Annotated in this window: 11 protein-coding genes and 1 pseudogene; 8 read left to right on the top strand and 4 right to left on the bottom strand. The window is 42.7% G+C overall.

Annotation, left to right across the window (positions count from 1 at the left end; translation table 11 throughout):
- The first annotated feature begins 237 nt into the window (after window positions 1-237).
- The 3 genes from QZ135_RS05840 (at window position 238) to QZ135_RS05830 (ending at window position 8,022) form a co-directional block, all read left to right on the top strand.
- Window positions 238-3,204 carry a TonB-dependent receptor gene (locus QZ135_RS05840; protein WP_294606718.1) on the top strand — a complete coding sequence of 989 codons (2,967 nt, stop codon included), beginning with the start codon at window positions 238-240 and terminating at the stop codon, window positions 3,202-3,204.
- Window positions 3,205-3,215: 11 nt separating this feature from the next.
- Window positions 3,216-4,886 (top strand): RagB/SusD family nutrient uptake outer membrane protein, encoded by a 1,671-nt coding sequence (locus QZ135_RS05835; protein WP_294606716.1) that lies wholly within the window; start codon window positions 3,216-3,218, stop codon window positions 4,884-4,886.
- A gap of 235 nt (window positions 4,887-5,121) precedes the next feature.
- Entirely contained in the window at window positions 5,122-8,022 is a 2,901-nt protein-coding gene (locus tag QZ135_RS05830; protein ID WP_294606714.1) for a glycosyl hydrolase 115 family protein, read from the top strand.
- Window positions 8,023-8,404: 382 nt separating this feature from the next.
- Here the strand turns inward: QZ135_RS05830 and QZ135_RS05825 are convergent, their stop codons facing one another.
- Together QZ135_RS05825 and QZ135_RS05820 are read right to left on the bottom strand one after the other, a co-directional pair.
- Window positions 8,405-11,725, bottom strand: coding sequence for a beta-galactosidase (locus QZ135_RS05825; RefSeq protein ID WP_294606712.1), 3,321 nt, complete (start codon window positions 11,723-11,725; stop codon window positions 8,405-8,407).
- 355 nt (window positions 11,726-12,080) lie between these two features.
- Window positions 12,081-12,881 carry a gamma-glutamyl-gamma-aminobutyrate hydrolase family protein gene (locus tag QZ135_RS05820; protein WP_294606710.1) on the bottom strand — a complete coding sequence of 267 codons (801 nt, stop codon included), beginning with the start codon at window positions 12,879-12,881 and terminating at the stop codon, window positions 12,081-12,083.
- A gap of 194 nt (window positions 12,882-13,075) precedes the next feature.
- On the opposite strand from QZ135_RS05820, the gene QZ135_RS05815 reads away from it, so the two are divergent.
- The 3 genes from QZ135_RS05815 (at window position 13,076) to QZ135_RS05805 (ending at window position 17,746) form a co-directional block, all read left to right on the top strand.
- Window positions 13,076-15,232, top strand: a complete 2,157-nt coding sequence (locus QZ135_RS05815) for an elongation factor G (protein ID WP_294606708.1) — start codon at window positions 13,076-13,078, stop codon at window positions 15,230-15,232.
- A 275-nt stretch (window positions 15,233-15,507) separates the two neighbouring features.
- Entirely contained in the window at window positions 15,508-17,040 is a 1,533-nt protein-coding gene (locus QZ135_RS05810) for a HAMP domain-containing sensor histidine kinase (protein WP_294606705.1), read from the top strand.
- A gap of 4 nt (window positions 17,041-17,044) precedes the next feature.
- On the top strand, window positions 17,045-17,746 hold the full coding sequence (locus tag QZ135_RS05805) for a response regulator transcription factor (RefSeq protein ID WP_009130608.1): 702 nt from the start codon (window positions 17,045-17,047) through the stop codon (window positions 17,744-17,746).
- Between the two features lie 198 nt (window positions 17,747-17,944).
- On the opposite strand, the gene QZ135_RS05800 is transcribed toward QZ135_RS05805, so the two are convergent.
- Both QZ135_RS05800 and QZ135_RS05795 read right to left on the bottom strand, forming a co-directional pair.
- The gene (locus tag QZ135_RS05800; RefSeq protein WP_294606702.1) at window positions 17,945-18,121 is read right to left on the bottom strand and encodes a hypothetical protein; all 177 of its coding nucleotides are present in this window, start codon (window positions 18,119-18,121) and stop codon (window positions 17,945-17,947) included.
- Window positions 18,122-18,310: 189 nt separating this feature from the next.
- On the bottom strand, window positions 18,311-18,757 hold the full coding sequence (locus tag QZ135_RS05795; RefSeq protein ID WP_294606700.1) for a MarR family transcriptional regulator: 447 nt from the start codon (window positions 18,755-18,757) through the stop codon (window positions 18,311-18,313).
- Between the two features lie 159 nt (window positions 18,758-18,916).
- Here QZ135_RS05795 and rpsF point away from each other — a divergent pair, with 159 nt between their 5' ends.
- Window positions 18,917-19,261 (top strand): 30S ribosomal protein S6, encoded by a 345-nt coding sequence (rpsF, locus tag QZ135_RS05790; RefSeq protein WP_007210277.1) that lies wholly within the window; start codon window positions 18,917-18,919, stop codon window positions 19,259-19,261.
- A gap of 2 nt (window positions 19,262-19,263) precedes the next feature.
- Window positions 19,264-19,334, top strand: a pseudogene (locus QZ135_RS05785) (30S ribosomal protein S18); the annotation flags it as partial.

Genomic DNA, 19,334 nt, shown 5'->3' with positions numbered 1-19,334 from the left:
TACAATTCTGTCATTGAAAAAATAACGGCGGTATTCTGAATTATACAGATGCCTGAAGTCTTGACTCGAATTTACTTTTGTCCGGTGAAATCTTTTGGAGAGCTAATTCTCCATCTATGTGAAACCTTAAAATGATTGCCTATGAGAAGCACATAAGAGTTACAGTTCTTTTTAATTTCATTAATTGAGAAATATAATGAATTAGTTTAAGTAGTTAATTTTAAATCACTATTATTTATGAAACATTTTTTTATTTGGATTTTCTTGTTTTTTTTCTCAGTGTCCGGTTTTGCGCAAGATTTGAATATCAAAGGGCAAATAACGGATACATCCGGTGAATCGATTATTGGTGTGAATGTAAAGGTGAAAGGTAAGGATACCGGGACTATAACGGATATAGACGGAAACTATCACCTTCAGGCTGCTCCGAATGATATTTTGGTTGTCTCTTATATAGGTTTTATTACTCAGGAAGTGCCTGTGAAAAATAGAACGGTTGTTGATATACGTTTGATAGAAGATGTGAAAGCATTGGATGAAGTGGTAGTAGTGGGATATGGAACACAACGTAAGGCTGACTTGACGGGTGCCGTTATACGTGCAGATATTAAAACGTTGAAAAGGTCTCCCAATTCAAATGTATTACAATCTTTACAGGGAAATGTTCCGGGACTTAATATTGGGCAGGTGACCAATTCGGGAGGTACTCCGTCCATGTCTATCCGTGGTACGAATACTTTGGGAGGAAACAAGGATGTGCTGGTTATTTTGGACGGTATCATTTATACAAGTTCGTTATCTTCAATAAATCCTGATGACATTGAATCTATTGATATCCTGAAAGATGCAAGTTCTACTGCTGTATATGGTGCACAGGCAGCCAATGGAGTAGTTATGATTACCACTAAGAAAGGTGTGGAAGGGAAACCGAAAATCAGTTTCTCCAGCAGTTATACGTTTTCTAACCCGACCCACAATTATCGTCCGATGAATCGTGAAGAGTATCTGGACAATGTCAAAGACTTCTATTATACGGAGGCTTTCCTTGGACCTGATTATACTACCCCTAATCCGGATTTTGACCTCGCGTCTAAATTGCCGGATGCTCCGTTGAGGGATGAAAATGGAAATGTCAGTCCTTATAATTATAACTGGTGGGACGAAGGAACACAAAGCGGGCATCTGTTTGAAAACCGTTTTAATATATCCGGTGGCAGTAAATCCATCAATTATATGCTTTCGTACTCCAATACGGATCAACGTGGATTTATAGTGAATGATGATTTTAAAAGAAACAGCGTTCGTCTGAATCTGAATGCGGAAGTAGCTCCCTGGTGGAAGATAGGAATTCAGACTTTTGGTGCATTTGTGAATCAGGATGGTGCGGAGCCTGGTTTGTGGAATCTGATAACCCAATCTCCATTGATTGAACCTTATGACGCAGATGGTAAAATAAAGCCATATCCTTTTAATACATTGGATACCAATCCTTTTATGGGATCGGATATTGATGATTACGAGCGTCATAATTACTTTTTCGGTAATATATCGTCCGAAATAAAATTGCCTCTTAAAGGGTTAGTGTATCGGTTGAATTTTGGAAATAACTATAGGATAGACAATCATTTTCAGGCCAGCCAGTATGGATACAATCTGCAAGGAGAGGCTTATAAAGAGCATACCGGCTACTATGATTATACTATAGACAATATTCTGGCTTACAATGCTACATTTGGTGAACATCATATTGATGCCACATTATTATATGGGGCTTCAGAGCGTAAATACGATTATACAAAGGCTTTGGGACAGGGATTTACACGTATGACTTTGGGCTATAATAGTCTGGAACAGGCAACAACGCGCTATGTATATTCGGATGCTTGGAGAGAGGCTCTTTGTTATCAGATGGCCAGGGTCAGTTATCGTTTGATGGACCGGTATTTGATAACGGGTACAGTGCGTAGAGATGGTTTTTCGGGATTTGCGGCGAATAATAAATATGCCACTTTCCCTTCCATAGCTTTGGGATGGATTATCTCAGAAGAGTCTTTCTTTAAAATACCCTGGATTGATTATCTGAAACTGCGTGGGGGATATGGTATTAGCGGAAATCAGACCAGCAGATACAAATCTTTGTCTACAGTGGCTTCTGAGATCAGATATATTTTTGGTGATGGTGGAAAGCCTGTAATCGGACAGGAGATTTCGGCTTTGGGAAATAGTAATCTGAAATGGGAAAAAACAGCAGGGATAAACTTAGGGCTTGATTTCACAATTCTGGGTCAAAGACTCACCGGTTCTGTAGAATACTATTCGACAACTACGAAAGACTTATTGTATGATGTGGCTTTACCCGATATTACGGGATTTTCGAAGATTGCTTCTAATCTTGGAAAAATCAAAAACAAAGGTTTTGAATTTATTCTCACTTCGAAGAATATACAGACTTCTGATTTTAGATGGACTACCTCACTCAATTTCTCGACAAACTCCAATAAGATCGTAACTTTGACAGGAGAAGATAATGACGGAGATGGCATAGAGGATGATAACATATCCAGTAACCTGTTTATAGGCCAGCCCATTTCTGTGGTATATGGGTATGTAGTGGATGGCATTTATCAGTTGGGTGATGATATACCTGCCGGTTTCTATCCGGGTAATTATCGTATTGTAGATATGACCGGAGAGGGAGAAATAACTCCTGAAGACCGTGTCATTTTAGGTAAAGGAGATCCGGCTTACCGGTTTGGTATTATGAATACGTTGGAGTATAAGAACTTCACGCTTAGTTTCTTTATCAATTCTGTTCAAGGAGGAAAGGATGGATATCTGGCAGCCAACTCTTCTTCGTTAGTTAGAGATCAGAATAATCTGCGCTGGAATCGTATAAGTGCATGGGATTACTGGTCACCGCGTAATCCGGATGCAGTCTATGCACGTTCCATCAGTACCCCGAAAATAACTCCTACGGTATATGAAGACCGGAGCTTTGTACGTTTGCAGGATGTTTCATTGTCTTATGCTTTTCCGAAGTCTGTTACGAATAAGGTCGGTTTGAGTGAAATTGATCTGTTTTTCAGTGGGAAAAACCTGCTGACTTTTACAAAATGGCATGGTTGGGACCCGGAAGCCGGAAGTACTTATTCGGGCAGACCGGTAATGAGAAGTTTTTCTTTTGGTGTTAGTCTTACTTATTAATCTGATTTATTATGAAAATAAAAATATATACTATTAGCTTGTTGCTTTCGGCAGTGCTTGGTTCGTGCAGCAGTTCTTTTTTAGATGAGAAGCCTTTGGATTTTATGAGTGCAACCAATTCTTTTCTTACCCAAGAGGACATTGATTGTTCTGTAAATAATCTCTATTACCTGATAAGAAGAGAATTCTACAGTAGGGACGAAAATCGTCCGATGGATTACCTTTATGGTACGGATATTGTTTATGATGGCGAACCGAATGGTACGGAGCGACATTCCAATATGATTTCAGCTTATCATTCAACCGGTAATATTGCATCGGTACACTGGTCATTACTTTATCATACCATTTCAACTGCTAATACTATTATCGACCGTCTGCCTGTTTCTGAAGTATCGGAGGAACAAAAGACGATTGCCGAAGCCAAAGCCCGTTTTTTTAGAGGATTTGCATATAGGACCTTGGCTTATCTTTACGGTGGGGTACCTCTTTTATTGACGGAAGTCGTTGAACCCAAGTTTGATTATGTCAGGGCATCCAAAGAAGAGGTGTTGAAGCAGGCACTTACGGATGTAGAGTTTGCGGCTGCTCATTTACCCAGTTTGTCCAGTGTGCAGGATGGAGAAGTTTCTAATGCGGCTGCATATCATCTGCTCTCAGAACTTTATCTGGCAACAGCTCAATATCAGAAAGCGGTGGATGCTGCCACAACAGTCATCGATGATCCGGCTACTGGACTGATGTACAATCGTTTTGGTTCCAGAGCTAATGAAGTTCCGGGAGATGTATATTGGGATTTATTCCGAAAAAATAATCAGAACAGAGGTTCCGGAAACACAGAAGGAATCTGGGTTATTCAGATTGAAACTGACACTCCCGGCGGCAGTGGTTCCTTGACGGCCAAAGACCAGACATACACTTTGGAAAGGCATCATGCTCCGATGGTTCGTGATGTGAAAGCACATGGCATGAATCCTTTTAGTTGGCCGATTGGTGACTATACCGGAGGTCGTGGCATTGGTTGGGCCATTTCGACCCGATATTTCAGTGATGAGATATGGAAAGATGATTTCTATGGAGACATGAGAAACGCAAATCATAATTTTGTGAGAAAGTTTGCAGTTCATAATAAAGAGTATGCCAGACTTTATGGGGACAGTATTGACACTCAGAATCCGCCGGCAGGGGTTACGGTTCCATCCCGTCCGTTCTATGCTTATCAATCCAAGTGTACTACTCCGTACAATCATCCGGATGGTTTGTATTCCAATTCCAAAACTTTTGCGCTTAACAGTGGAGCCGGTGCTACATATACGGATCAATATATGTTCAGGCTTGCCGAAACTTATTTGTTGCGTGCTGAGGCTTATCTGGCTTTAAATGATAAGGATAAGGCAGCGGCTGATATCAATGTGATTCGCAATAGAGCTCATGCTAAACCTGTATTAGCATCTCAGGTAACAGTGGATTATATTCTGGATGAGAGAATGAGAGAGTTAGGCGTAGAAGAAAGGCGCAGGATTACGTTGATGAGAATGGGGAAACTTTACGACCGCGTGATGAAATGTAATCCCTATTATGCCAAGGAGATGGAAAAACATTATGAATTATGGCCAATACCTTATAAAGAAATTGAAGCTAATAGAGGAGCTGTGTTAGAGCAGAACCCCGGGTATGAATAAAGATGACTCAACTTTCGGAAAACCGAAAGTTGATAGTTGACAAGGCTTTAGTTAACGAGTTGACAAGGAGAATGGCAATAGTTTGCATCTATAAATGACATTTTTCTATATGAAATACAGATGCAAAGACATTCTGCCTTGTCAACTTGTCACCTTAACTCCTTGTCAACTCGAAAGTTTCGGACTTCCGAAACTTGAGAAGATGATAAGTAGTAATTAAAATATAGTTTATGTTATGATGAGATTTTGGTTAATGTTCATGTCTATGTTTCTTCCGGTAATATGCTGGGGACAGATTATTGTTAAAGAAACCGGGGGCATGGCAGCCTTTCCGTTAGTGTCTTCCCATAAGACAGTGATTTATTATGATGCCGGAGATTATGGTGTAGTAGAAAAAACAGCTTGTCTTCTGGCTGAAGATATAAAGCGGGTGACTAATAAAAAGGTATCTGTTTCTTCGAAAAAGGTTTCTTCAGATTACGCCGTTGTTGTGGGAACAGTGGGGCATAATGCTTTTATTGACCGATTGGTGGCAGAGGGACAATTAGATGTATCTGCTATCCGTGGTGGTTGGGAACAGTTTGTTGTTAAAACGATAGATGCTCCTGCCAAAGGAGTGAAAAAAGTGCTTGTCATTGCCGGATGTGACAGGCGTGGTACAGCCTATGGCGTATTCACACTGTCAGAGGCTATAGGAGTGTCTCCTTTGTACTGGTGGGCCGATGTGCCAACTAAAAGAAAGTCTCAATTATATATTGAGAACATAAACTATGTTTCTCAGGCTCCGTCTGTTCAGTACAGGGGGATCTTTATTAATGATGAAGGCTGGGGAATAACTCCGTGGGCCGGAAAGACATTTGATAAAGAACTGGGTGACATCGGGCCTAAAACTTATGCTAAGGTGTGTGAACTGATTCTCCGGATGAAAGGTAATATGCTGGCACCTGCGATGCATCCTTCTTCGGGTGCTTTTAATAAATATCCTGAAAACAAATTAGTTGCTGATAGTTATGGAATTATAATGAGTTCTTCTCATTGCGAACCGTTACTCTTTAATAATGTAACGGAGTGGGATAAAAAAACAATGGGAGAATGGAATTATATAACTAACAAAGGAGGAATCAATAAGATACTCGACCAACGGGTTTCCGAGAATAGTCCATATGAGAACATTTATACGATTGCTATGCGTGGTATTCATGACGCCGGACTCGTAGGTGTTCCCAAAGATAAAGAAGTCAGCTTGGTAGAGGAGGTCATTGCTGACCAAAGAGGTATTTTGAAGCAACATATAGATTCTCCTCTTGACTCTATTCCTCAGATTTTTGTTCCCTATAAAGAAGTACTTGATATCTATGAAAGAGGATTGAGGCTTCCGGAAGACATTATGTTGGTTTGGCCGGATGATAATTTCGGTTATATCAAACGATTGAATAATAAGGAAGAAAGAAACCGTAAAGGCGGATCGGGAGTATATTATCATATTTCATATTTGGGCGAGCCGCATGACTATTTGTGGTTGAATACAACTCCTCCGGCATTGATGTTCGAAGAAATGCGCAAGGCTTATGATACCGGTGCAAAACGCTATTGGTTATTGAATGTGGGAGACATCAAACCGGGTGAATTGGGTATGAAAACATTTCTGGATATGGCCTGGGATATTGATAAATTCAATTTTGATAATATAAACAATCATCAGGTGGACTTTCTGGTTTCCGTATTTGGTGAAAAGTATAGGGAAGATATTAACGATATAATGAACAGTTATTATCATTTAGGTTTTCAGCACAAACCGGAGGCAATGGGATGGGGATATGAATGGAATAATGAACATGCTCAGGAAAGAATGACAGATACAGACTTTTCTTTTGCAAATTATAATGAAGCAGAAGGCCGAATGCAAGAGTACGACCGTATTTCTGATAAGAGTGAAAAGATATGGAATACGTTGCCGGAATCTTATAAGGCTGCTTTTTATGAGCTGGTTTTCTATCCTGTGAAGGGAGCGGCGCTTATGAATAAGAAAATGCTGACTGCGCAGCAAAACAGATGGTACGCGCGTCAGGGACGTGCAGCAACCAATTATTTGGCTGATAGAACAAAGGCTTATCATGATAGTATCGATTATTATACCGGTAAGTATAACTCCCTGCTTAATGGTAAATGGAACCATATGATGGCTTTGGCACCCGGATGGACTGCTACTTATCAGAAGATGCCACCGGTAACGACCATCGATGTACCGCAGAAAGCAGAAATGCGTGTTTTTCTTCCGGGACAGGACTCTCCTTTAGGAAAGACTACATTGAACGTCCTTCCTTGTGTCAATCCTTATACCCGGAAAGAATCTTTTATTGAATTATATAATATAGGAGGACAGGCATTTACGTGGAATGCTAAAGTTTCGGATTCCTGGATCAAACTCAGCAGGCAGAGCGGAACCACTCTTCTGCAAGAACGGATTATTGTATCTGTTGACTGGTCGAAAGTTCCGGTAGGAGAAAGGGTTACGGGTGAAATTGATATTATATCCGGCAGCAATCAGGAAAAGATTTACTTGCCTGTTTTCAATCCTGCTTATCCCACAGTCGGCGAGTTGAAAGGATGGTATGTGGAGGATAATGGTTGTGTATCTATCAATCCGGGAAAATTCCATAGAAAAGTGGAGAATGAAGATATAAAAATGAAAGTAATAGAGGGATTGGGCTATGAGAACCAGTGCATACAGTTAGGAGAGGCTACAAAACCTGTTCAAAATCCACGTCGTTCCAAGAAGGCTGCCAAGGTGGAATATGATTTTTATACTTTTAATGCCGGTTCAGTAACGGTTTATACGTACGCATTACCTGTTTTTCCGGTGAATTCGGAACGCGGCACTTGCTTCGGCATAATGATAGATGATGGCTTATTGAAATATGCTTCGAATAATGCTAAAGAATATTCAGGCGAATGGAGGGAAAATGTGTACCGTAACAGTACGATAAATGCTGTAACCCTGAATATTGATAAGCCGGGCAAGCATACTTTGAAATTGATATGTTCTGATCCGGGTATGATTATTCAAAAGGTGGTGATAGATATGGGAGGAATGAAGCGCTCTTATCTTGGACCTGAAACTACAATAGTGGAATGATTAGTTTTGTTGCAAACCAATTTTTACTGGTCTTTTCTCTATTTTGACCGAATTATCACCTTTTATGAAACAATTGTGCTACCTGGTATTCACATTTTAGCCGTACATTTGCAGTGTCGGTTACGCAGTGTAAGCGATGGAGTGGTCGATAATAACGTAGGATTAGTTTAAGATATAATAGAATTGTTTTATAAGGGATTGATTAGTTAAGGTATAGTTAACAAAGGGTAGTTAGCAGTTTTAGGAGTTTTCAATAGGCTATTTAATAAAGAAGAGAGAGTGTCTGCGGATACTCTCTCTTTGTTTAGGCAATATACATAAACAGAAAAGCGGTTACCGTCATAAAGATGATAACCGCTCTTTTGGATTTATACGAATCGGATTAGAAATTAAAATTCTGTGGCTTCACGTATATCTTGAAGTCTTTGATGCCGCCGGGAACTTCACTTTCCATCCGGGGTAGGCATTGGAATCCTGTTAGCGTATGGGTAGCACCCAGATCGATAACGATAGCATGCGGATAGGGGCTTCCCTCTGTGGTGCTCCAATAAGTGGACTCTTGCAGGTCGAATGTTTTATCGGCAGAGCGGTTTACGTGTGATACGTCTTCGCTGTCGGCATAACTGACCGTCCATGGTTCACGGGATAAGCGGTCGCCGTTCTTATCCAGAAAGTACATTTCGGCAATGCAAGCCAGGTCTTTTCCATTCTGGGAACTCAATGCTTCCAGACAGACATAACGTCCGGTGACAGGCTTATCAAACTTTACTTCTTGCCAGCCATTGCCCGGTTTGAAGCTTCCTGTGAAGGCTGGTTTCTCAGCGGAGAGATCCAGATTTTCACCTTCATTGCGGTGCGTCAAAGGTTTCTGTATCAAGAGCTGGTCGAGGAGCGGTTCACTTAAACCTTCCGACTTGGCTTCCTTAGGACCTACGATGTCGAAGACTACTATTTCGTTCTCACCTTTCTTCAGCCAGCAGCCCGGCACATAAAGCGTCTGCTGAGGACCGATTTCCCAGATGCGTCCTAAAGCGTAACCGTTTACATAGACCAATCCTTTACCCCACGTCTCGAAGTTCAGGAAGGTATCGCTTGGTTTCTTCACCTGGAACTTGGCTCGATAAACACCCGGAATGCGCTGTCCGAGGTTGTCTGTCAGCGATTGTATGGGCTGGAACTTCATGCCCTGATAGAATTCATAAGTATCTTCAAGGTTATATACTTCCCAATTTTTCAGGTCGCAGGAGAAAGGATATCCGTCAATGTCCATAGATAGCTCCACATTCTTTGTGATACCTTTGAAGTCTTTAATAGCACGTCCGAAGTTGATACGTCCCATAGCTTCTACAAGGATGTCGAGTTGTGCGCCTTTCGGGCAGGCGGGCAATACGAGTTGTTTCTCGCCGTTTCTTCTGTCGAGCTTGCCGATATATTTTCCATCCACGAATATCTGTGCGTAGTCGTGTGCATCGTTCACCGTGAGGGTGGCACCCGTTCTCAGTTCGGGCAAGGTGGTACGGTAGAGGATGCTGCCGAAGCCTTGGTTGTACTCTTCCATTGTGCGGATATTCTCATCTTGTTTGGCGGCAGGCAAGTTCTCGAACAACGGTGCCATTTCTGTGAACTTGAAGGCGGGGATACTGATGGGCTTGATTAGGGCAGGCACTTTAGCCTGTTTTTCGCCATCCATATATTTCGCCATAGCCTCTCTTAGTTTCCAGTACTTAGGAGTAGTCTGACCGGATTCGCTGATAGGTGCATCATAATCGTAAGAAGTTACGTCCGGTGCAAAACCCGGGGAGTTGGCACCTGCCCAGTGTCCCCAGTTTGTTCCTCCGTGGGTCATATACAAACTAAAGGAAATTCCTCTGGAAAGCATGTCGTCGATACCTTTAATCATATCTTCGGCAGGGCGGGTTTCATGGTTGGCTCCCCATTTGTCGAACCAGCCGCTCCAGAACTCGGAACACATCAGAGGACTGTTGGGGCGGAGTTCTTTTAATTTGGCAAATTGCTGGTCTACATTGGCTCCTGTGCCAAAGTTCATGGTCCAGATTAAGTCGTCCAGTCCGTTTAGGGTGAAGTTGGAAGCCCAGTCGCATTGGAAGAGGGCGATGTCGTTGCCGAAGTGGGTACGCACGATGTCTCTGATTTGAGATACATATCCTTTGTCTGCACCATAAGAGCCGTATTCATTTTCTACCTGCACCATGATGATGGGGCCGCCATTGGCGATAGTCAGGTCTTTTACTTGCTTGGCTACGGCTTCTTCGAAGAGGGCTACGCGTTCAATGAAGTAGGGGTCTGATTCGCGCAGGCGTACATCTTTCTTCTTAAGCAGCCACCAGGGTAGTCCGCCCATTTCCCATTCGGCGCATACATATGGGCCGGGACGCAGGATGACGTACATATCGTTTTGCTGGCAAAGGCGGCAGAATTCTGCCAGATCATTCTGTCCGGTGAAGTCGTAGATTCCGGGTTGTTGTTCGTGGGAGTTCCAGAATACATAGAGGCAGACCGTGTTCATGCCCAATGCCTTGCAGAGCTTGATGCGTTGGTCCCAATAGGGTTTGGGGATACGGGGGTAGTGCAGTTCAGCAGCTTTTACTACAAACGGTTTACCGTTCAGCAGAAAAGTGCCTTTGCCGGCTTCGAAGCGGCCTTGGTCTTCGAAACTGTCGAAACTCCATTTGTCACGCCAGGGGATTGTTATCTTATCACCTTCGAAAGAGAAGGGAAGCCATACGTAACGCGAGTTTTCCAAATCCTTCTTGTTCCAACGGTCGAACATGGCGATGTACATATCTTTCTTGCCCATTACTTGCTGCACATAAGTGCTTTGGGCATAGAACGTTTTGTCGGCATCTGTGCCTGTGCAGGGATTGCCTATTGTTTTCCATTCGCCCATGATGGAGTCGGCTACAGCCAGTTCAGCCTGGTTTGGGTCCCAACCGGTGCAACCGGAGGAGAGCATGTAGTATTTTCCATTGCGTTTGAATACAGCCGGGGCTTCGCGGCTTTCTTTGACGAAGTTGCGGGTGTAGCGGCCGGTGGGTCTCTGGTAGTCGTCAGTCAACTCACTGATGTACAGGGTGGCATTGTTTTCGGAAGAATAGAAATGATAAGCACGACCGTCGTCATCTACAAAAACGGTTTGGTCGCGGCTCATGGCATTGTTGGGACGGAAGCTGCCCAGATAGGTGAATTCTCCGGTAGGGGAGTCACTGATGGCTACTCCGGCGCAGGCTTTGCTATAGTCGGCACTTTCCACGTGTGCCCACATTACGAATTTTTTAGTTTTATTGTTGTAAATCACTTTAGGACGTTCCAGTACTTTACTGGTGTGCAAGTCGTGCCCCTGGTCGTTCTTCACAGCAGGGAGGACGATGCCTTCAAACTTCCAGTTCAGCAGGTCTTTTGAAGAATAGCAGCTTATACCGGTTACGTCTGTGCGGTAGCACTCCCAGGTTGCCCATTCGGGTAGGATGGTTTTGCCTTTTTTGTACTCGCCGTACCAATAGTACGTGCCTTCATGGTAGAGAATGCCACCACCATGTGCGTTGATGGGGTTACCGTCGGTGTCGTTCCATACTTCGCCCGGCGTAATGGCATTGTTGGCTGTTGCCTGGTTTTGTGCTTGTGCCGCAAAAGCTCCCAGTAAACAGGCAACTGCTAATGTCATACTCCAAAAAATGTTTCTCATGATTTGAATGGTATTTATAGTTATTTTCTAAATTATTTTTGTTGCAAAGATAGGAATGCTTCATAACTTTAACCTACAAAAATAATTCATAATAGGATGTCATTTGTGTCAAACTAATGCGATTCGGGGGATAAATGTAACTCGCGCGTACCTTAATATATATGTAAAACAGATAAAGACGAAGCCCGTACTATCTCCGTACAATCTCCGTATCAAGTCCGTATCAACTCCGTACTATCTCCGTACTATCTCCGTATCTATAGGCATGGACTTGATACGGACTTGGTACGGACTTGCTACGGAGATAGTACGGAGTTGATACGGACTTAGTAATATTGGGTCCTGGATTGAGCTATCATTTGCTTTTCCGGAATTCAGTTGCTTTATTAACCAGGAAGTGGAAGAATCTGGCAGCTATAGTGTCACCTGCCGCAGTCAATGCTTCCGGGTGAAACTGTACTCCCCAGATGGGGCGGCCATCTATGCTTTCAATGGCTTCGGGGATACTGTCCGTAGCCCATGCCGTAATTTGGAATCCCGGTGCTATTTGTTTCACCGCCTGATGATGATGTGTATTCGTGAAAAGCTCCGTTTTACCCGTAAGCTGAGCTATGACAGAACCGGGTAGAAGATTTACGATATGAGTAGGTATACTGCTTGGCTCTTCCTGATTGTGCCGTATGGTAGTGTCCGGATGCTGAGTCGGTATATCTTGGTAGAGCGTACCACCGAAGGCTACATTTATAAGTTGTTCGCCCCGGCAGATACCCAACATTGGTAGCTTGTGGTGTGCGGCGAGCCGAATCAGGGATATGTCATAAATATCCCGAATCGAATCTACTTCCCCCAATTGTTCTATAGGTTCTTCATTATAGTAGGAAGGGTGTATATCAACTCCTCCAATCAGGATGATTCCATCCAGTCGGTTGATAATATCTGCCAGCACAAAGCTATCAGTAGTGATGGGAATAAGTACGGGAGTGCCTCCCGCCCGTATCACAGATTCTGTGTAAGTCATTCGTGTAGATGAGTAATCGCCGGGATGTGAGCAGGATATGCCGATGAGCGGTGACTGTTTGCGGGATGAGACGTCAGGACGACATCCTGCGAATATCAGGAAAATGAGTAACACGGTGGCGGGTAGTAGCTTTTTCATTGCAGATTAAGGAATAATGATTTAGACTGTAAAGTTAAGAAAATCTTCTTGTTAGTTGTTACATGTTAGAGAACATAGTTTAGTAACACTGTCGAATTATTGCTTTTCTTTCGATAAATTCATAATTTGCGCCTCACTAAAAGTTAAGGGTATGCGAAGGCATACTGAATTATTCATTTTAAATCTTATATATCATGAAAGTATATCAGACGAATGAAATTAAGAACATTGCCCTGCTTGGCAATGACGGCTCGGGTAAAACCACTCTCACAGAAGCGCTGCTCTTTGAGGGTGGTATTATAAAACGTCGCGGCAGAATTACTGCCAAGAATACAGTCAGCGATTACTTCCCGGTGGAGCAGGAATATGGCTATTCTGTGTTTTCCACCGTTTATCATGTAGAATGGGGTGGTAAGAAACTGAACATCATAGACTGTCCGGGTAGTGATGACTTTGTAGGAGCAGCCATGACGGCGCTTAATGTTACTGATACTGCGATATTACTTCTGAATGGGCAATATGGTCCGGAAGTAGGTACCCAAAACCACTTTCGCTATACGGAAAAATTGGGTAAACCGGTCATCTTCCTGGTAAACCAGCTCGACCATGAAAAGTGTGATTATGATATGGTATTGGAGCAGTTGAAGTCAGCTTATGGTTCGAAGGTAGTTCCTGTGCAATATCCGCTGGCTACCGGACCGAACTTCAATTCGTTGATTGATGTACTTCTGATGAAAAAATATTCGTGGGGACCCGAAGGTGGTGCGCCTACAATTGAAGATGTTCCTGCAGAGGAAATGGAAAAAGCAACCGAACTGCATAAAGCACTGGTGGAAGCCGCTGCCGAACACGACGAAAGCCTGATGGAAAAATTCTTTGAACAGGAATCACTGACGGAAGACGAAATGCGCGAAGGTATCCGCAAGGGGTTGGCTTCCCGTGGAATGTTCCCTGTGTTCTGCGTGTGTGCAGGTAAAGATATGGGCGTGCGCCGTCTGATGGAGTTTTTGGGTAATGTAGTTCCTTTTGTGGACGAAATGCCTCCGGTACATAATACTCGCGGTGAAGTGGTGAAACCGGATTCTAATGGTCCGACTTCCCTTTATTTCTTCAAGACAGCCGTTGAACCTCATATCGGAGATGTTCAGTACTTCAAGGTGATGAGTGGTAAAGTGCACGAAGGTGATGACTTTACGAATGCTGACCGTGGTTCGAAAGAACGTATCGCCCAAATATATGCTTGTGCGGGTGCCAACCGCATCAAGGTAGAAGAGATGGTGGCCGGTGACATCGGCTGTACCGTGAAGCTGAAAGATGTGCATACCGGTAATACGCTGAATGGTAAAGGTACTGAAAATCGATTCAACTTTATTAAATACCCGAATTCCAAGTATTCTCGCGCCATCAAACCTTTGAATGAGGCTGATACGGAGAAAATGATGGTTATCCTCAACCGTATGCGCGAGGAAGATCCGACTTGGGTGGTAGAACAATCCAAGGAATTGCGCCAGACTATCGTTCATGGGCAAGGTGAATTCCACCTGCGTACATTGAAATGGCGTTTGGAAAACAATGAAAAATTGCAAATCAAGTTTGAAGAACCGAGAATTCCATATCGTGAAACGATTACAAAAGCGTCTCGAGCAGACTACCGTCATAAGAAACAGTCGGGTGGTGCAGGCCAGTTCGGTGAAGTGCATCTGATTGTTGAGCCTTACTACGAAGGAATGCCGGTGCCCGATACTTATAAATTCGGTGGCCAGGAATTTAAGATTAATGTGAAAGGTACTGAAGAAGTTCCATTGGAATGGGGTGGTAAGTTGGTATTCATTAATAGTATCGTGGGTGGCTCTATTGACGCCCGTTTCTTGCCTGCTATCCTCAAAGGTATCATGTCCCGCATGGAGCAGGGGCCGCTGACCGGTTCGTATGCCCGTGATGTGCGTGTGATTGTATATGATGGTAAGATGCACCCGGTAGATTCCAATGAAATCTCTTTCATGCTGGCAGGGCGTAATGCGTTCAGCGAAGCATTTAAGAATGCAGGTCCAAAGATTCTTGAACCTATCTATGACGTGGAAGTATTTGTTCCGTCGGATAGAATGGGTGATGTAATGGGTGACTTGCAGGGACGTCGTGCCATGATTATGGGTATGAGCAGTGAGGCCGGTTATGAAAAGCTGATTGCTAAAGTTCCTTTGAAGGAGATGTCATCCTACTCTACAGCCTTGAGCTCTTTGACCGGAGGACGTGCTTCGTTCATCATGAAGTTTGCCAGCTATGAACTTGTTCCTAGTGATGTACAAGACAAGCTCGTTAAGGAGTTTGAAGCTAAGCAAACTGAAGAATAAAAGACTTCACTTCGTCTGTTTTTATAATTTGTTAAAGCCGTTACTCCCTCAGAACGAGGGGTAATGGCTTTTTTATTAACACTGATTAAGAACATACGCAAATGTGAATGTGAATAATTAATTTTTTATTAAATTTGCAAACCAAAGAGACTCCTATTTGTTATAATGCTCGTAATGCAACTTAAAAAATGCCTTTCGGTTAATTTACGAGAACTCGCGGTTAAATCAGGTTAATTCGTTAGGAGTGTTAATTAGGGAGTGTTAATTTTGTGACTATGAAGAAGTCAACTATATGGATATTAGGCGTCGTTATGGGGCTATCTTTCCTCAGTCTATTGTACCTGCAAATCAGCTACATAGAAGAGATGGTAAAGATGCGTAACGAGCAATTTGATGAAGCCGTGAAGCGTGGCCTGATGGCAGCTTCCAAAGATGTGGAGTCCGCGGAAGTTGACCGTTGGTTACGGGAGGATATCTCCGAGGCAGAAAAGAGAGCTTGGGAACAAGGCAAGTCGGTGGTGCAGGTTGAGCAATTTACAGCAACATCGCCGGATGGTTCCAAGTATCCGGTGATGGAACTGCGAACAATAACCAGCACTCAATCGGAGTTGCCACGTGCGATGATTTCGCGCAAGCATGGTACCAAAACGATACCTCAGACAGCCCGTTCGCAGGCTGATTTTATAAAAAACCGTTATCTATACCAGCGCGCTTTGTTGGATGAAGTTGCCTGGCAGATGTTATATACGGTGAGTAGTAAACCGGTTGAGGAACGTGTCAACTTTAAGAATCTGGACCAGTATTTAAAGTCGGGTTTGGTTGATAATGGTATTGATCTGAAGTATCACTTTAGAGTGATTGACCGGGATGGACGTGAGGTATACCGGTGTTCGGACTATGTTGATGAAGGAAGTGAGACCTCTTATTCTCAGCCTTTATTCCTGAACGACCCGCCTGCCCGCATGAGTACCGTAAAGATACACTTTCCGGGAAAAAGGGATTATATTTTCGATTCGGTCAGCTTTATGATACCGTCGATGATATTCACCTTTGTGCTGTTGATAACATTTATATTCACGATTTACATCGTGTTCCGCCAAAAGAAGCTGACGGAGATGAAGAATGACTTTATCAACAACATGACGCATGAGTTCAAGACACCGATATCGACCATTTCGCTGGCAGCACAGATGTTAAAAGACCCTGCAGTGGGCAAGTCACCTGCCATGTTCCAGCATATATCGACGGTGATTAATGATGAAACGAAGCGGTTGAGGTTCCAGGTAGAGAAGGTGCTCCAGATGTCGATGTTCGACAAGCAACGGGCAACCTTAAAGATGAAGGAACTGGATGCCAACGAATTGATTACTGGTGTTATCAACACTTTTACCTTGAAGGTGGAGCGTTATAACGGTAATATAGAATCGGAACTGGACGCAACAGACCCGAATATCTTTGCAGATGAGATGCATCTTACCAATGTGATTTTCAATCTGATGGATAATGCGGTGAAGTATAAGAGACCGGATGAGGATTTGGAATTGAAAGTGAGGACCTGGAATGAACCGGGCAAGCTGATGATTTCTATCCAGGATAACGGTATAGGTATTAAGAAAGAGAATTTAAAAAAGATATTTGAAAAGTTCTATCGCGTGCATACAGGTAATCTGCACGACGTGAAAGGCTTCGGGCTGGGGCTTTCCTATGTGAAGAAAATCATTACAGATCACAAGGGAACCATTCGGGCAGAGAGCGAGCTGAACGTTGGAACTAAATTTATTATAGCATTACCTTTACTTAAAAATTAATGATATGGACGAGAAACTGCGTATTTTATTGTGCGAAGATGATGAAAATCTTGGCATGCTTTTAAGAGAATATTTACAGGCGAAAGGTTATTCCGCCGAGTTATATCCCGATGGTGAAGCTGGATACAAAGCTTTTCTGAAGAATAAATATGACTTGTGTGTGTTTGACGTGATGATGCCGAAGAAAGACGGCTTTACACTGGCTCAGGAAGTGCGTGCTGCAAATGCCGAAATTCCTATCATCTTCCTGACTGCAAAGACACTGAAAGAAGATATTCTGGAAGGCTTTAAGATTGGTGCGGATGATTACATCACCAAGCCGTTCAGTATGGAAGAGCTGACCTTCAGAATTGAAGCTATCCTGAGACGTGTTCGTGGAAAGAAGAACAAAGAAAGCAATATCTACAAGATTGGTATGTTTACTTTCGACACACAGAAACAGATTTTATCGACACCTGACAAGCAGACGAAGCTGACTACCAAAGAGTCTGAACTTCTGGGCTTGCTTTGTGCTCATGCTAACGAAATCCTGCAACGTGACTTTGCGTTGAAGACTATCTGGATTGATGACAATTATTTCAATGCCCGTAGTATGGACGTGTATATCACGAAGTTGCGTAAGCATTTGAAAGAAGATCCTTCTATTGAAATTATCAATATTCACGGAAAAGGTTATAAACTGATTACACCGGAACCGGAATCTTAAGGAGGGAGTAGACGAGGTGTTTTAGTTGACGAAGGGACAAGGTTGGAGTTAACAAAGGGATGAGACCAAAGTTGACAACGATTTTAGAGGCTATCTCTCCTTGTCTTTTGTGAACTGAATCCCTTGTCGATTGATGGAAAAAGAATAAAAAAGGCGGTTGCTATGAAAGCAACCGCCTTTTTTATTCTTTTTCCGATATCAGTCAGCCAATCTTTTATTGATGGCGATATATGCAATTAATCCCAATACCATCAGAACAGCTGATGTTCCTAAAATGGCATTGTTGTTTACATTACCTGTAAAGGAACATGCAACTAACATTACAGCTCCTACCAAGACTAATATCAAGCCCAGATTTTTTAATAAACCTTTCATGTGTGTGTATTTTAATAGATTATTATATTCTAGTCACAAAGAAAAGCATAATTCTTTAACAAGCGAAATTATTTTTGCAAAAAAACCATATTTTAATGAAGAATGAAGAATGAAGGATGAAAAATGAGGCTGAATACCACATCTTTTGCCTGAGCCTCTTCATTCCTCATTCTGTATTCTTCATTTATTTTAGTCTTTCGTATTGAAAAATATCTTTCTCAATACTTCCTGACTTATTCTCAATTCTTCTACGGTGATGCCATGCAATGCCTCTTTCAAGGTTTGGTTGGCAATGAGGCGTGCACGTTCTTCCAGTTCCTTTCCGTCTTTGGTGAGGTGGATGAGATTGGTGCGGCGATCTTTTTTATCAGAGATGCGGACAACCAAGTGCTGACGTTCCATATTGTCGATGAGGCGCGTCATGCTGGGCTTGTCTTTAAAAGTTGCATTACACAACTCTTGTTGCGTCACTCCGTCTTTTTCCCACAAAAAGATGAGGACGGTCCACTGCTCCGGCGTAATCTCCAAACCGTTCTGGCGGAAGTTACGGGACAGTTTCCGGTTGATGGCGGCAGATACTTTACCGTTCAGGATGGCAAAAATCAGCCGGATGTCAAAGTTAAATTGCTCGATCATGAAATTATTGTTTAAACAACTTTGCAAAGGTAAGTCACTTCTGTGATAAATCCTATCTTCGGGCACAAAAAAACATTAAATGTTTGTGGTTCAAAATAAAATCCCTACCTTTGCACCGCAAATTTTTAAACGAATTATTAATTCATTAATTAAACAAGTATGAATCAATACGAAACCGTTTTCATTTTAACTCCCGTTTTGTCTGATGTTCAGATGAAGGAAGCGGTAGAAAAATTCAAAGGCATCCTTACTGCTGAAGGTGCTGAGATTGTAAATGAAGAGAACTGGGGACTGAAAAAACTGGCTTATCCTATCCAGAAGAAGTCTACAGGTTTCTATCAGCTGATTGAGTTCAATGCAGACCCTACTGTAATTGACAAGTTAGAGCTTAACTTCCGTCGTGATGAGCGCGTTATCCGTTTCTTGACTTTCAAGCAAGACAAGTACGCTGCTGAATACGCTGCGAAGAGAAGAAGTGTTAAATCAACTAAAAAGGAGGATTAATCATGGCACAACAAGTTCAATCAGAAATCAGATATTTAACTCCGCCGTCAGTGGACGGTAAGAAGAAAAAATA

It is taken from the genome of uncultured Bacteroides sp. (genome assembly GCF_905207245.1).
Taxonomy (GTDB): Bacteria; Bacteroidota; Bacteroidia; order Bacteroidales; family Bacteroidaceae; genus Bacteroides.
The sequence above is the reverse complement of the archived record's forward strand: the minus strand, read 5'-3'. Positions and strand labels throughout refer to the sequence as shown.

Excerpts from the sequence above, each read along its gene's own strand:
- QZ135_RS05805 (WP_009130608.1), top strand. The coding sequence starts at position 17,045 with ATGGACGAGAAACTGCGTATTTTATTGTGCGAAGATGATGAAAATCTT.
- QZ135_RS05840 (WP_294606718.1), top strand. The coding sequence starts at position 238 with ATGAAACATTTTTTTATTTGGATTTTCTTGTTTTTTTTCTCAGTGTCC.
- QZ135_RS05795 (WP_294606700.1), bottom strand. The coding sequence starts at position 18,757 with ATGATCGAGCAATTTAACTTTGACATCCGGCTGATTTTTGCCATCCTG.
- QZ135_RS05800 (WP_294606702.1), bottom strand. The coding sequence starts at position 18,121 with ATGAAAGGTTTATTAAAAAATCTGGGCTTGATATTAGTCTTGGTAGGA.
- QZ135_RS05830 (WP_294606714.1), top strand. The coding sequence starts at position 5,122 with ATGATGAGATTTTGGTTAATGTTCATGTCTATGTTTCTTCCGGTAATA.
- QZ135_RS05825 (WP_294606712.1), bottom strand. The coding sequence starts at position 11,725 with ATGAGAAACATTTTTTGGAGTATGACATTAGCAGTTGCCTGTTTACTG.
- QZ135_RS05815 (WP_294606708.1), top strand. The coding sequence starts at position 13,076 with ATGAAAGTATATCAGACGAATGAAATTAAGAACATTGCCCTGCTTGGC.
- QZ135_RS05835 (WP_294606716.1), top strand. The coding sequence starts at position 3,216 with ATGAAAATAAAAATATATACTATTAGCTTGTTGCTTTCGGCAGTGCTT.
- QZ135_RS05810 (WP_294606705.1), top strand. The coding sequence starts at position 15,508 with ATGAAGAAGTCAACTATATGGATATTAGGCGTCGTTATGGGGCTATCT.
- rpsF (WP_007210277.1), top strand. The coding sequence starts at position 18,917 with ATGAATCAATACGAAACCGTTTTCATTTTAACTCCCGTTTTGTCTGAT.
- QZ135_RS05820 (WP_294606710.1), bottom strand. The coding sequence starts at position 12,881 with ATGAAAAAGCTACTACCCGCCACCGTGTTACTCATTTTCCTGATATTC.